This is a genomic window from Sneathiella sedimenti (genome assembly GCF_017313765.1).
Classification (GTDB): Bacteria; Pseudomonadota; Alphaproteobacteria; order Sneathiellales; family Sneathiellaceae; genus Sneathiella; species Sneathiella sedimenti.
In genome coordinates, this window is sequence record NZ_JAFLNC010000002.1 from 221419 (window position 1) to 235135 (window position 13717).

Consider the following 13717-nt stretch of genomic DNA (forward strand, 5'->3'; position numbering starts at 1 on the left):
TTTTCTGACCACCTGCTGTCCCGACCTTTGACAATTTCCGGTATGAGGCGGCTACTGCCCGCGCATATACCTCGCAAAAATATTCTCGCTCAGACACTGCTATTCACCTAGAATTGAATAATCCGGGAACCTTTCCGTTTGCCTGTCGTCTAACAGGGCAAAAAGGAATGATTGATATGCCCCTGAAGCACGCTGAATTTGAAATGCTGGATGATGTCGAACTCGCACGCTATGCGGCAGCTCGAAACCCGCATGCGGTACGCACGATTACCACCCGCAATAACCAGCGACTGTTTCGAACGGCATGGAGCGTCCTTCGCAATCATGCGGATGCGGAAGAGGTGGTCCAGGAGGCTTACTTGAAAGCGTTTAATTCTCTTGAAACGTTCAATGGCAACTCGAGCCTGTCGACGTGGCTTACCCGTATTGTTTTCAACGCGGCAATAGATCGGAGGCGAGCCATACAGCGTCGTCATACCGAATATCTGCAGCAGGATATCGCCATATTGGAAGAATATCAGGCGCGATATGAGGCACAGTCTAGTCCTCGATCGCCGGAATCCGAGCTGCTACGCAAGCAGTTTTCCGAACTCCTGAAATCTGTCATTGCGCGCTTGCCTGACGAATTTCGCTCGGTCTTTGTTCTTCGGGATATCGAAGGATTGTCTGTAGCCGAAACGGCCGACGTGCTGCAGATAAAGGAAGCCACTGTCAAGTCGCGGCTTTTTAGAGCCCGCCGCGAACTTCGCAAGCACCTGGAACTCAAGTTCGAGACCATTGCCTCTGATGCAATCGCCTTCGCCGGTGCTGACTGTGATGCCATGACCAACCGTGTTCTAGCTGCCCTTAATATCTAGTTTCAACCCCCTACCAAGGAGTATTTCGATGTCAAATAACAGTATGATTCTGTCTTCCCGCCGCGCATTTCTCGGTGCAACTGGTAAAACATTGTCGGCGACGGCTCTCGCCATGGTTGTAGGAAGTAATATAAAAACGGCTGCCGCCGCCGATGCGTCGCAGGATATTGAAATTCTAAACGCGGCCATTGCCCTGGAGCATGAAGGCATTGCTGCCTATCAGATTGCCGCGACCAGTGGACTTTTGGACCCAGCCGTGGTCGATATCGGTGTAACATTTCAGGGGCATCACAAGGGCCATCGGGATGTCCTGGTGAAAGCTGTGGAAACGCTTGGCGGTAAGCCCGCGGAAGAAAAATCCCTTGGCGCCTATGCCGCAGATCTAAAGGCCTCTAGCCTTAAAAATCAGGTAGATGTGCTGCGTCTTGCCTTGGACCTGGAGCGTGGCGCGGCGAATGCCTATCTCGGACTGATCCCCTCTCTAGGCCCGGATTATCACCAGGTCGCCGCTCAAATGGCCGGAGATGAGGCTTTCCACGCGGCCATACTGGCGAATGCACTCGGTCAGCCTATCCCCAAGGCGGCGTTAATGTTCGGCTAAGTCAGCATTTCTTTCGATTAGACTTAAACATGAAAAAACTTTCAAATGTCATCCTGTGTTTCTCTGTGGTTCTGATATCCAGTAGCGTGGTTGCGAAAGATTCAGTCAACTCCTCCGGCCGAGAGATAACTCAGGTGACATCACAAGGAGACAGCGTTCCCCCTTACGCTGTCTCCGAACAACTCGTTGTCAAGGGCGAGGAGCTATACAAACGCCGTTGCGGCGGATGCCACTCCCTTGACAATAACCGGATCGGCCCCCGACATCGCGATGTATATGGGCGCAAGGCCGGTACTGTTGCGGATTATAAGTACAGTAAGGCACTCAGAAATCTGGATGTGATCTGGACGGATCAAACACTGGATGAATGGCTGGTAAACCCAACCGCCTTCGCAAAGGGAACCTCCATGGGGTTCCGCCTGAAAAAGGCCGATGAAAGACACGCCATTATTGAATATCTGAAATTCCTGTCATCTGCGTCGTCCGCCAACGCACAATAGGGGAGTGTGTCTGAAAGGGGTATCAGATCCTTTTAGCCCGACCTTCCCGGATGGTAATATAGGTCGTTGCCGCGATAATCATGCCGCCGCCAATCCAGAGGAAAATCCCCGGAACTTCTCCGAAGGCAAAAAAGGCAATCACGGAAATCCAGATCAGTCGGGAAAACTCGACAGGAAGAACAACCTGTGCCTCTCCAAATTTGAGTGCGTTCGCCATCGCGAACTGCCCGGCGCCACCCATGAGGCCAATCGCGATTAACCAGGCGAAATCATAAAGGGAAGGCGTGGTCCAGAAGAAGAGGGCCGGTATCAAGACAATCGGCGCCATAACCAGGGACATATAGGCCGTGATCGTTTCCGCGGATTCGGTGCGCCCTAAATCCTTGATGATCATCATGCAAACCGCCCAGCCGAACGCAGCGCCCAGGGTTACGATACTTTCGATCCCGATATCGGCGAATCCGGGACGGAGAATTACTATTGTGCCTAAAAACCCGACAAAAATCGCCGTCCAGCGGTTCAGGCCGACCTTTTCCTTGAAAATAAAGACGGCCAGAATAATTCCGAAAAGGGTCGCAGAAAAGCCGAGCGCTGTAACCTGTGCCAAGGGTCCAATCGAGAGGGCGTAAAAGAAACCCAGCATACAGCCCGCATTGACCACACCGCGAAGGCAAAGCATCGGTAATCTCTTGGTTTTCAGAACAGTGAAGCCGTGTCGATAGAAAAAAGGCGCCAGGGCAAAAAGGCCAAAGACCAGACGAAAAAAAGCGGTCTCGAACGGATGGACATTCTCCGAAACATGGCGGACCCCTGCATGCATTCCTGACATTGATATGGTGTAGATGAGCATCCACATAATTCCCGTCAGATTGTTTTTATGTTTCTCTGCGGCGCTGAGGTTGGATACTGTCACTGGACTGAACTCTCGGAGTGTTGGACTTGTTTGGTGTCGATAGCTGCAGATGGACCTTACAGCTACGTCATTTTCTGGGGGCGCTGAAATTCTTGTGCTTGTAACGGAATGACTGTCTAAAGTAGACCCAAGGTTAAACGGTCAGGTGATATAATAAATCGTTTTTTATCGGCTGTCCGAATTAACCTGCAAGACAATGCAAGAAAATGACGACGGCCAAAAACGCCATTTTGTTTCCCGGTTAAACTGCCGACTTCAGGAATCCAGCTTGGAGAACGCGTCCGAGAAAAAGCTTTCTGCACCAAAGTTTCCCGATTTTAACGCGAGTGCTATGTCTTGACCGTTGGATGTCGTATATGTCCAGGGTACGCCCGGGGCGATTTCATCTCCAATAGTCAGTTCGCTAACGCCGAGTGCCTTGACCACGGCGCCAGATGTTTCCCCTCCGGCAATAACAAATCGACGTCTGCCGTGATTTCTTGCATCAATAGCTAATTGTGCGAATGCGCTTTCGATGATTTCACCCGCCTTTTCAACGCCGAGTTTCTCCTGAGCCAGACGCACTTCGTCCGGTTCTGCTGTCGCATAGATCATTGGTGTGGAGGTTTTTGAGCGTGACGCTAACCAGTCGCGAGCTTGTTGCGGGCCGCTATCGGCAAGGTCCAGCGGTGACAGCTGAAAACAGTCTGCTTTCCTTGAAAAGGCCGCGACCTGCTTCCGTGTCATGGAAGAGCAGCTGCCGGAAAGGACAATCATGCCTCCTTCAATAAAGGGTGTGGATCTTGTCTCCGTGTCCTCCGACAACAGCCCATCGGCGGCATAAAGGGCGGGTAAAGGCATTGCCACGGCGCTGCCCCCTGTCATGAGGGGCATGTTACGACAGGCTTCGGCGATTGTGAGAAGATCGTCATTGGTCACGGCGTCAATAACAACATGAGCAATGCCATCTTTCTTCAGCTCGTTCAGCCGTGTTTGCAGGGAATTGTAACCTTGCGCAACGCAATGCCGGTTCGCCAGCCCGATAGGACGGGTCGTTTGAGGCGCCAACAACCGCATGAGATTGCTGTCTCGCATCGGGGTCAGCGGATGATCCTTCATCGGGCTTTCCGCCAAAGGTAACTCCCCTACAAACAAATTGCCCATGAAAACGGACCGGCCATTTTCCGGAAAAGCGGGGCAGTAGATGGTTTGATCTGTATTGAGGTCAGCCATCAAGGCTTCCGCCACAGGGCCGATATTGCCTTTATCCGTGCTGTCGAAAGTGGAGCAGTATTTCCAGAAAAAGCGCGTGGCGCCCGCCTTCTGCAACCATGCGAGTGCGGCGCCTGCCTCTGTAACGGCCTGATCAACGGGGGATGTCCGGGATTTTAACGCGATGACCTCGAATGCGGCAGTATTCTCCGGCGGGGAAGCAGGTGTGCCGATCCGTAAATTGACCTTGTATCCGGAGCGAGCCAGCAACCCTGCTAGATCCGACGCGCCGGTAAAATCGTCGGCAATACATCCTAAAACAGTTCCCAATTTTCTCCCCGTTTATTTGCCTAAACTGCGGTGCCCGAAGAAGATACTAGCAGTTTTTATTCAAACGCAGTCCTAAAATATTCCGGGATACTTTTTGTCTAAGTACCTGATCATTATACGAGAAAATATACATCCGTAGATGTGCGGGTCAAAGTGTAGGCGATCAAGAATTGAAGTAATTATATTTCGTATTTAACCGGTTAAATATTGTTAAAAAGAATTCAGCTTCATGGTTTAGAAGTCTGATCTTGTCGCGCCTTCCTGCATTCCGCCAATGCAATTTTCAGGTTTTTTCGTTCTTCAAATTCCTCCGTGACATCCCGCATGACTGCCGCAACGCCGATCAGTTTTCCGGAGTCATCAGATAGGCCCAGAATTGAGAACTGGGTTGAAAAGCGTTGCCCGTCCTTTCGGATCGCCGGGACTGACAGAAGGTCGCCCGCGCCATATTTGGTTTTGCCGGTTTTCATGGTTTCCGAGTAACCATCCCAATGCCTTTTGCGAAGGTTTGTTGGAATGATGATGTCAAGTGACTGTCCGATTGCCTCCGTAGCAGAAAATCCAAATAGTCGGGTCGCACCAGAATTCCAGAACCGGATGATACCGTCTGCATCGGACACGACGATTGCATCGGAGATATTTTGAACGAGCGTTTCCGGAAAGTTTTGAAGATCCATTTCAAGTACCCGAGAGGTTTGAGGTTCTGTTAGCAATAATGCTGGTTCTTTTTGTGCCATATCCTTGTTAATACGACGGGACTGCAACTTCAAGTGGTGCGCTATGTGGGCGGTCATTTTAATGGCGGTGCGGTACTTCCACGGATAGTTAAAGATGCGTTGGCCAATGAAGAATGAAGCAGATTTGTTGGCTTTTCTGATTCAATATGGTGCAGGAACCATAGCCCGCAAGTCGTAGCCAAATCCTCGATAGGCATACATATGGTTGTAAGACCCGGACCCCACCATTTGAACTCGGGATTATCGCCAAATCCCACTATGGAAATATCCTCCGGCGCAGACACGCCCCTTTGATGCAGGATTTCAAGGATAGCCTGCGTGACCCGGATCGTCCCTGTTATAAGAGCTGTGGGCGGCTCGGGACGGTTCAGGAGATCAATGACGGCGGTGGCGCCATATTGTGCCGAAGAGGGAGGTCCAAAAACTTCGATCGCGTTGTCAAAATCAACGCCCATTTCCGTAAAGGCGCGTCGAAACCCGGCCCTGCGTGCGTTCCCCGTCGATAGATCGCGCGACCCGCCAATGTAAGCGATACGTTGGTGCCCCAGATTGAGAAGGTGTTTTGTTCCCTCGCACAGGCAGTCTTCATCATTGATGCCGAACCATGCTGATTTATAGGAGTTGACACGACGCAGCAGCTGAACGTGGGGGAAGTTATTCAGCAGGTCACGGGTTTCCCGCTTCGGATTTGCGGTCGGGACAATGACAATTCCGGCGGCCCGCGCACTGATAAGCTCTGTTACATGGCGTGCCTCGGTTTCGGGATCGTTTGCAATCGAGAGGGCAAGTTGATATCCGTTTGAACTGCAGCATTCCGAGAGAGCCTCGGCAATAGTGGCATAAAAATAATTTCGGATGTCCGGCAGCATCAGGCCGATCAGATTGCTTTTTGCGCCACGCATTTGCCGGGCGGGCAGATTGCCGACATAACCGAGCTGGCCCGCGACCTCCCTCACGCGTGATTTTGTTTTTGCGCTTATCCTTGGATCGTCCGCCAGCGCGCGCCCGACAGTTGATACGGAAACCCCGGCTTTCTCTGCTACTTCTCTGGCTGTCGCCAATTTATAAGGTTGCTTCATATGTGTAGAAATTTGATCCAAAATCAGGCTGAATTTTAAAATAGCTTACTCAAGTAATAGGAAAATTAGCAAACTCTGTTTAAGATTGGCTTTCCTGTTGCTATCCTCCGGCAATTTTCCTCAATAACGTTAAGGCTTCTATCAAGAGTCTGCGGGGTAAGCCAAGCGATATGCGGTGTCATGACAACATTAGGGCATTTTGCCAGCATGCCTGGATTTGTCATAGGCTCGTGCCCAAACACATCCAGACCCGCGCCGGCAAGATGGCCGGAATTCAGCGCACCCGCAAGCGCTGCTTCGTCGACAAGCTCCCCTCTCGCTGTATTAACCAGTATAGCACCGGGTTTCATTTTTTGTATTGCCTCGGCATCAATAAGGTGGTGCGTTTCGGGCGTTGCCGGAACATGGAGGGAGAGGATATCGCTCGTCCGCAGTAATTCTTTGAATGGTAACGGCGATGCGATCGCATTAGGTCGGACAGTCCGGCTCCAATACTGAACCTTTGCCCCGAGTGCCGTAAGCTGTAATGCCAACCGCTCCGCAACAGCACCATAACCAACGAGACCTATGACACTGCCGTTGATCTCTCCAAGTGCCTCTGATTGGCTAGGCGGCAATTGCCACCCTTTTCCCTGTCGTGTCACCGTGTCGAACATGGGAATGCGGCGCAAAGTGGCCAGCATAAGGGAAAGCGTATGTTCCGCTACGGCGGCCGTGTTGGTTCCGGGCATATTGGCAACCGCGATGCCGGCCTTCCGGGCGGCTTCCAGGTCGATTGTATTGACGCCAACACCGATTTTTTGAATAAGTTTTAGCTTCGGGGCCATGGCGATCATTTGTGCGGTCACCGGCTTCAGGACATGCAGGAATACATCGCAATCGCGGATTTCACGCTGAAACCCCATCTCATCTGTTTCATCAATGACGACGATCTCCACGCCGTCGACAGAGGCAAGTTGAGCCTTCAGTCTTACAGTGGCGGAAAACTGCAACAATGCTTTCACGGGATGTTAGTCCTCTACAGGTTGAGAGTCAGGGGAGGGAGTAAAAACCAATCCGTCTCTACCGGCAAATTTGGCGCGGGATCCCAAGGATTCTTCGATCCTCAAGACTTCATTCCACTTTGCCATGCGCTCGGATCGTGAAAAGGAACCAACCTTGAATTGCCCTGCGTCCCATCCTGTCGCGAGATGAGCAATAATCACATCTTCCGACTCGCCGGAACGGGCAGAGACAATCGCCCCCAGGCCGTTGGCTTTCGCAGCCTCAAGGGCCTCGCGCGTTTCTGTTATGGTCCCGGCCTGGTTAGGCTTGATGAGAACGGCCGTCAGCGCCTTATCTTTCGCAGCCTTAACCACCCGGGCTGCATTGGTGACAAGATAGTCATCCCCGATGATCTGACATTTCGATCCGTATAGGCGCGTGAAAGTCTGGAATCCTTTCGTGTCATTCTCACCGAGCGGATCTTCAACCGATAGTATCGGATAATTGTCCAACCAGTTTCCAAGAATTGCGATCCATTCGTCTGTGTCATATTGCTTGTTTCCGAGCGCGAGTGTGTAAACGCTATTCTCTTCAAATTCGGATGCGGCAACATCAAGGGATATCCCGATATCGACGCCGGGCTTGAAACCGGCCCTCTCTATCGAGACCACAAGGCTTTCCAGAACTTCCTCGTTCGATCGGAAGGCGGGCCAGTATCCGCCTTCGTCGGCGACGCCCTGCAGGCTTCCCCGTTCTTTCATAAGCAGGCCAGCGTGACGATATACTTCCGCCGTCCAATCGAGAGCTTCCGCAAAGGACGATGCACCCGGACACATGATCATAAAATCCTGTATGTCCACCCGTCTTGCCGCATGGGCGCCGCCGCCAAAAATCTGAATTTCCGGAAGAGGCATGCGAATGTCACTTTCCTGAGCCAGAAATTTCCAGAGCGGGGTTTTGTCGGCCGCGGCGCGGGCTTGCAGGACGGCCATTGAAGTCGCAACAATTGCGTTGCCACCCAGTCTGCTGCGATTTGGTGTCCCGTCTAGCGTTGTCATGGCGCGATCGACTTCTTCCTGATTATCGGCATCCAACCCTGAAATCCTGGGGCCGACTTCCTCATTGACCGCCGCGACGGCCCGTCGCACATCGAGACCCCCGAAGGCATGGCCCCCATCACGGAGATCAACCGCTTCACCGCTTCCCATGGAGGCGCCGGCCGGGGCAATCGCCCGTCCGCGCGCACCGCAACAAAGCTGAACGTCAACCTCAACTGTTGGTCTACCGCGTGAGTCCCAGACCCGTCGTCCAAGAACAGAAGCAATCGTCGTATCAATCATTCGCTAAATTCCTTGCCCATGAGTTTTTGAACTCAGAGAGCTGACTCGTCGTCGTTTTAATGAAGGGGAGGGCCGTATTTCTCACAAGATCTTTGGCATCCTCAGACTGAATGTATTCAACAGGAGATTTGCCATCAATTCGGGCAAGAAACAGAGCGGGAAGCAATCTTGCTGTGCGCGCTTCAAGGTCCTTTACGGGCTCCCAATCGACTTTAGTAAAATAGGCAGTGTGGAGTGCGTCGAACGACGCGAGAAGCGCATCCTTCTTCTTTGGCACATGGACACACTTCAACAGCATGTGGTTCAAACAGAACGCAAGATCAAATGCAGGCTCCCCATACCAAGCACATTCCGCGTCGAGAAAAATAGGTCCGGCTGTCTCAACCAGAATATTCTTTGGGCTGACATCTCCGTGTACGAGTGCACGCTTGGCAGAGAGAGTATCCGACGCGAGCTGGAGAAGCTGTTCCGATACCGACGGCTGGGCTTTTGCTGTTGCCTTCAGGTAGGGCTCGACCCTGAGTGCGTCAAACGTTTCTGGCACCATAAATTTACTTGCGATCATGGCGGAATTAGCTGTCGCCTGATGTATCTTGCCGAGTGTTTCCCCGACTTTCGCGGCAAAGTAAATGTCCACGTCGCCACGCATCAACTGGTCTTTCCACGTCGGGCAATCCAGAAACTCCATGATGAACATTTTGGCGTCCGGTTCACAGTAAAGAATTTTCGGAACGGCATTCGGTGTGATTCCCGCAACTTCCCGGATCCAGTTGACCTCATTTACATTACGTGAGAGGGGGGCCTCCCAATGCTGCGACACTCTCAATTCCGGTAGCGCCTGCTTGAGAACAAATATTCGTGACTCCGTGTCTATTCTCCATATGTCTGAAGAGATACCTCCGGTGAGTTTTTCTGCCCGAATATTTGACTCATCGGTAATCAGTTTGCTGCGCGACAGGAATTGCCGGGTTTCTGTATCAAGCATTTGAATTTCCACTCCCCACTAGAACATTGTTTTTGGAAGAAGAAGAGATATGTCGGGAAACACGATTATCAGATAGAGGACAACCAGGTCCGCCAAAATGAAAATTGCAGCCCCTTTAAATATCTGGTTCAGATCAACACTATCACCAACAACCGACTTGATAACGAAAACATTTATGCCGACAGGGGGTGTTACTAATCCGACTTCGATCAATTTCACGATAACAATACCAAACCAGATCAAGTCATAACCAAGCGATTCAATGATGGGGACCGCAAGCGGAAGAGTCAGTAGAAGGATGCCGATCGCATCCAGGAAGGTTCCGAGGACGAGGTAGAGAACACAGATCATCAGCATAACGAGAGCCGGGGAGAAGTTCTGTTCGGTTGTCCAGATGACAAGGTCGCTTGCGATATTCGTAATGCCCACAAAGGAGACCATCAGCTTTGCACCGATGGCGAGCACAAAAATAATGGCGCATTGATAGGCCGTTTCCTGCAGAGCCTCTAAAAACGCCTCCAGAGACAGTCGTTTCAGCAAAAACCCGATAATGATAGCAATGGCGGCCGCGACTGCGGCTGATTCCGTTGCCGTGAGGAAACCGCTGTAAATTCCACCAATTACCACCACGGCAATCAGGGTAATTGGCCACATATTGAGGACGGCCTTTATCTGTTCGCTCGAGGTGCTGGTGATATGGTTCTCTGGAGCTGCGTTCGGCTTTATCCGGACCCACAGGAAAATAGTCACCACATACGCCAGCACACTGATGGCGCCGGGAATAATGCCTGCAACGAAAAGCTTCCCGATGGACTGCTCTGTAAAGACGCCGTAAATGACAAGCACCAGCGATGGCGGGATCAGGGAGCCGAGGGTGCCACCGGCGGCCACCGAGGCGGTCGCAAGAGACTTGCTGTATCCGAACTTTAGCATTTCTGGAACCGCAATTCTGCCCATCGCCGAAGCGCAGGCCATGCTGGATCCGGAGATTGAGGAGAAGCCGGCGCAACCGACGACGGAAGCAATCGCCAACCCGCCCGGCAACCGGGGAAGCAAAATGCGGATGGCGTAAAAGAGGTCCGTGGTGAAACGGGCACGATGCGCAACATGTCCCAACACGATGAACAGGGGGACCATCGTAAAGGTATAGGTTTTGATAAATGAAAATGGGTCCGTCCCGAGAAATGCCTGAACTGGGCGTAAGGCTCGGCCAGGGTTAAAGGGCTGTCCGGCGGGCCAGGCAAAGATCAGGAACATGCCGATAATGGCGACGGTGCATAAAGCAAATGCAATCGGTACACGCAGGAAAAGCAGGATCAGCAGCCCTACCAAGACGGCAATCGCAAGTGTAGTCGGGTCCATTTTTATTTTAACCTTTCTGGGACAGTTTCTCGGCTACGAGAGATGTTCGGAGGGTTGCTGGATTTCGGGGGCTTTTTTCAATCCAAGGTCTTCGCAAAGATTCATGAGGAGACGCAGGCAAAATAAGGCCAGGGCGATCACGAATACCAGCTTCGCGGGCCAGACCGGGAGGGCCAGTTCCCCTTCATAATATTGGCCGCTATCCAGATCTTTGAGGACGCCAATCCAGACACACCATAGAATGGCCGAGAAAATCAACAGGGCGAGCAAATGCGCAAACGCGCTCAAGGGTTTGAGGAACTGCTGCGGCAGCCAGGATGTGAAGACCTCCACCTCAATATGACCCCGCCGCGCCGTCGCATAGGCGAAGGGAAGGGCGACAATCACTGGCATGAGGTTTTCGGCCAGAACCACATCATCCGGGATCGGCCAGTTAAAGAAAGTTCGGCCCAGAACGGAGATGCAAATGAGGGCAAGGAGAATAACAATCGTCAGCATGGAGAACTTGAGAAATACCTGCTCAACACAGCCAACTGCTCGTTCGACAGGCGTGTTGCCTGCCGAACGACCGCTAAATCTGAAGCGAATCATCAATTGGTGCCTTTATTTGCTTCCCAAGGATAACCGTTTTTATCGAAATCAGCCTGATATTTTTCTATAAGAGCCTGATATTCATCCGCTACTTCCCGGGCGGGAAGCCCTTTCGCATTGACGGATTCAATCCACTCATCAGCAAGGCTGGCACCGTGTTTTTTGATCTGATCGAGCATTCCAGCAGGAGGGGCCGAGTAAATCACCTGATACTCTTTTTCATCACTGGAAAGCTTAGCCTTCGCTGAACCGACACGTGCAAGATGATCCGAAACAACCCGTGCATTTAGGTCATCGGCGACTTCCCGGATCAGCTTTCTTTGGTCTTCGGTCAAGTCGCCCCAGAGGTCCTTGTTCATAATGATGCCATAGGCCATGACCAGACCAAAATCGAGTTCAACGACATATTTGGCCACTTCGTACTGACGGAAGCCTTCAATCGCGAGATGATAGATCTGGTTACAGTCAACAAGACCTGTTGAAAGAGCCTGATAGACCTCCGTCTGTGGCATGGCAATCGTGGTTGCGCCCATACGCTTCAGCACGTCTGTGTAGGGTCCGCCCGTTCGAATTTTCAGGTCTTTCAGCTGATCAAGGGATGTAAGCGGGGCCTTGCAAATCAATTGAACAGCACCGGCATTGAAATTCCCGATATATTCAAGATTATTCTTCGCAAACTGCTGCTTAACGGCATCGTTGGTAGTCGCGAGTTCATAAATCGCCTGCTGGGCAACCCATAGGTTTGACGGGCCGACAAGCTGGTTTCCGACTTCATACAGATCCAATAAGCCAGGCGTATAGGAGGATACTATTGTCCCCATATCTGCGAGACCAGCGCCAACAACCCGGGGCACGTCCGCCGGGGCACCAAGTGATCCACCCCAGTGAATATCCAGTCGGATGTCGCCATTAGAACGGGTTTCTAGCTGATCTTTAAACCAGTTCATGTTGTCACCCATGCCGCCTCTATTGGCGCCAAAATGTGCGTACCGGATCGTTATCGGATCAGCTGTGGCCGCAGGGGCAAATGCTGTAAGCGTTACCGCGGCGCTGGCAATTCCTGCCGCCAGGCACAATGCCCGGTAAGAATTTTTCAATGACAAATCAATTTTCATCTGTAGTCCCCGTTAGTAGTTGATTATTTTTATGCAATTGTTAGCATAACAAAAAATTAGTTGTCAATCCGCTTTCCGGCCAAATATTAAGCCTAAAGCTATGAATATGGTCGCTGAAAAGAGGAACTGATTGACAAAACCAGATTAAGATGCATAAAAAATGCAAACGAAAGCATAATAATCGGGAGATATAAGAATGCATGCATCCACGCGCTATGCCCTTTGCACTATTCAAACAGACGAAGGTGCAACACCGGCAATTACAGTGGCCGGCAAGGTCTGGAAACTAAGCAAGGTCGCGCCGCAACTTGACCTTGAATCTAACGGCTTGATGAACCTGTTCGCGGATTGGGGGGCAAGTAAAAGTTTTCTGGCGCGTCTTGCTGATGATTTGGGTGCCGGCAAGCATGGGGGTGGAATTGAGGGGGCAGACCTGATCTATCTTACGCCTTTGCAATACCCGCCCAAAATCATATGCGCAGGCACCAATTATATCGACCATATTGAAGCGGTTGGATATTCAAGCTTCAGTAAGGAAGAGAATATACCTGCCATGTTTATGAAACCTCCGAGGACGGCTCTTGTCGGTGCCGGGAAGACTGTCAGATGTCCGACAGGTTCCAGCCAGTTTGACTGGGAGATCGAGCTCGGTGTCGTCATTGGAAAAACAGTTCCCGCAGGGTCGTCGATATCCAAAGATCTGGATATGGTGGCAGGCTATATGACTACATTGGACATGTCCGCGCGTGATTTTCAGCGCAATCCCAAGCATTTTGCAAAATCCGATTTGTTTTTAGGGAAGGCCTTCGATTCCAGCTGTCCGGCGGGTCCCTATTTTGTGTCGGCCGAGTTTATCGAAGATCCGCAAAATCTGTCGATGCAGCTTTGGCGCAATGGCAAGATCGAGCAGGATTCGAGCACTTCAAAAATGATCTGGTCGGTGTTCGAGTTGCTGGAGATTGCGACCAAGAACGTCACCCTAGAGCCTGGTGATCTCATTCTGACGGGTACGCCGGCCGGTACGGGCATCGAAAGCGGTGTGTATGCCAATGTCGGTGACGTTATCGAGGCTGAGATCGAGAATCTCGGGCGTCTCAAGGTCGAAATTTATTAAATCGAATGGATTAGTTCC

The 13717-nt window shown here is 51.5% G+C and carries 14 protein-coding genes; 4 read left to right on the forward strand and 10 right to left on the reverse strand.

All coding sequences use genetic code 11. The features are described from left to right. Window positions 1-167: 167 nt before the first annotated feature. The 3 genes from J0X12_RS06215 to J0X12_RS06225 all read left to right on the forward strand — a co-directional run bounded on the left by J0X12_RS06215 (window position 168) and on the right by J0X12_RS06225 (window position 1958). Window positions 168-857, forward strand: a complete 690-nt coding sequence (locus tag J0X12_RS06215; RefSeq protein ID WP_207043336.1) for an RNA polymerase sigma factor — start codon at window positions 168-170, stop codon at window positions 855-857. Window positions 858-885: 28 nt separating this feature from the next. Further along, entirely contained in the window at window positions 886-1458 is a 573-nt protein-coding gene (locus J0X12_RS06220) for a ferritin-like domain-containing protein (protein WP_207043337.1), read from the forward strand. Between the two features lie 134 nt (window positions 1459-1592). After that, on the forward strand, window positions 1593-1958 hold the full coding sequence (locus J0X12_RS06225; protein WP_207043338.1) for a c-type cytochrome: 366 nt from the start codon (window positions 1593-1595) through the stop codon (window positions 1956-1958). A 22-nt stretch (window positions 1959-1980) separates the two neighbouring features. On the opposite strand, the gene J0X12_RS06230 is transcribed toward J0X12_RS06225, so the two are convergent. The 10 genes from J0X12_RS06230 to J0X12_RS06275 all read right to left on the reverse strand — a co-directional run bounded on the left by J0X12_RS06230 (window position 1981) and on the right by J0X12_RS06275 (window position 12585). Beyond that, window positions 1981-2871, reverse strand: coding sequence for an EamA family transporter (locus J0X12_RS06230; protein WP_207043339.1), 891 nt, complete (start codon window positions 2869-2871; stop codon window positions 1981-1983). 255 nt (window positions 2872-3126) lie between these two features. Next, entirely contained in the window at window positions 3127-4392 is a 1266-nt protein-coding gene (otnK, locus tag J0X12_RS06235; RefSeq protein ID WP_207043340.1) for a 3-oxo-tetronate kinase, read from the reverse strand. 227 nt (window positions 4393-4619) lie between these two features. After that, window positions 4620-5069, reverse strand: coding sequence for a PAS domain-containing protein (locus J0X12_RS06240; protein WP_207043342.1), 450 nt, complete (start codon window positions 5067-5069; stop codon window positions 4620-4622). Between the two features lie 113 nt (window positions 5070-5182). After that, entirely contained in the window at window positions 5183-6190 is a 1008-nt protein-coding gene (locus J0X12_RS06245; RefSeq protein ID WP_207043344.1) for a LacI family DNA-binding transcriptional regulator, read from the reverse strand. An 83-nt stretch (window positions 6191-6273) separates the two neighbouring features. Further along, entirely contained in the window at window positions 6274-7212 is a 939-nt protein-coding gene (locus J0X12_RS06250) for an NAD(P)-dependent oxidoreductase (protein ID WP_207043345.1), read from the reverse strand. Window positions 7213-7218: 6 nt separating this feature from the next. After that, a complete protein-coding gene (eno, locus tag J0X12_RS06255; RefSeq protein WP_207043346.1) occupies window positions 7219-8532 on the reverse strand; it encodes a phosphopyruvate hydratase in 1314 nt (437 codons plus the stop codon). Next, window positions 8525-9517: a phosphotransferase family protein gene (locus tag J0X12_RS06260; RefSeq protein ID WP_207043347.1), complete on the reverse strand. Its 993-nt coding sequence runs from the start codon at window positions 9515-9517 to the stop codon at window positions 8525-8527. Before J0X12_RS06260 ends, eno begins: the two co-directional genes overlap by 8 nt. Window positions 9518-9535: 18 nt before the next feature. Next, window positions 9536-10879 carry a TRAP transporter large permease gene (locus J0X12_RS06265; protein ID WP_207043348.1) on the reverse strand — a complete coding sequence of 448 codons (1344 nt, stop codon included), beginning with the start codon at window positions 10877-10879 and terminating at the stop codon, window positions 9536-9538. A gap of 33 nt (window positions 10880-10912) precedes the next feature. Then, complete coding sequence (locus J0X12_RS06270; RefSeq protein WP_207043349.1) at window positions 10913-11470, reverse strand: TRAP transporter small permease; 558 nt, start codon at window positions 11468-11470, stop codon at window positions 10913-10915. Then, complete coding sequence (locus J0X12_RS06275) at window positions 11470-12585, reverse strand: C4-dicarboxylate TRAP transporter substrate-binding protein (protein ID WP_207043350.1); 1116 nt, start codon at window positions 12583-12585, stop codon at window positions 11470-11472. Before J0X12_RS06275 ends, J0X12_RS06270 begins: the two co-directional genes overlap by 1 nt. Window positions 12586-12781: 196 nt before the next feature. On the opposite strand from J0X12_RS06275, the gene J0X12_RS06280 reads away from it, so the two are divergent. Further along, window positions 12782-13699, forward strand: a complete 918-nt coding sequence (locus J0X12_RS06280; RefSeq protein WP_207043351.1) for a fumarylacetoacetate hydrolase family protein — start codon at window positions 12782-12784, stop codon at window positions 13697-13699. Window positions 13700-13717: the final 18 nt, after the last annotated feature.

Excerpts from the sequence above, each read along its gene's own strand:
- J0X12_RS06215 (WP_207043336.1), top strand. The coding sequence starts at position 168 with ATGATTGATATGCCCCTGAAGCACGCTGAATTTGAAATGCTGGATGAT.
- J0X12_RS06220 (WP_207043337.1), top strand. The coding sequence starts at position 886 with ATGTCAAATAACAGTATGATTCTGTCTTCCCGCCGCGCATTTCTCGGT.
- J0X12_RS06240 (WP_207043342.1), bottom strand. The coding sequence starts at position 5,069 with ATGGATCTTCAAAACTTTCCGGAAACGCTCGTTCAAAATATCTCCGAT.
- eno (WP_207043346.1), bottom strand. The coding sequence starts at position 8,532 with ATGATTGATACGACGATTGCTTCTGTTCTTGGACGACGGGTCTGGGAC.
- J0X12_RS06260 (WP_207043347.1), bottom strand. The coding sequence starts at position 9,517 with ATGCTTGATACAGAAACCCGGCAATTCCTGTCGCGCAGCAAACTGATT.
- J0X12_RS06265 (WP_207043348.1), bottom strand. The coding sequence starts at position 10,879 with ATGGACCCGACTACACTTGCGATTGCCGTCTTGGTAGGGCTGCTGATC.
- J0X12_RS06270 (WP_207043349.1), bottom strand. The coding sequence starts at position 11,470 with ATGATTCGCTTCAGATTTAGCGGTCGTTCGGCAGGCAACACGCCTGTC.
- J0X12_RS06275 (WP_207043350.1), bottom strand. The coding sequence starts at position 12,585 with ATGAAAATTGATTTGTCATTGAAAAATTCTTACCGGGCATTGTGCCTG.
- J0X12_RS06280 (WP_207043351.1), top strand. The coding sequence starts at position 12,782 with ATGCATGCATCCACGCGCTATGCCCTTTGCACTATTCAAACAGACGAA.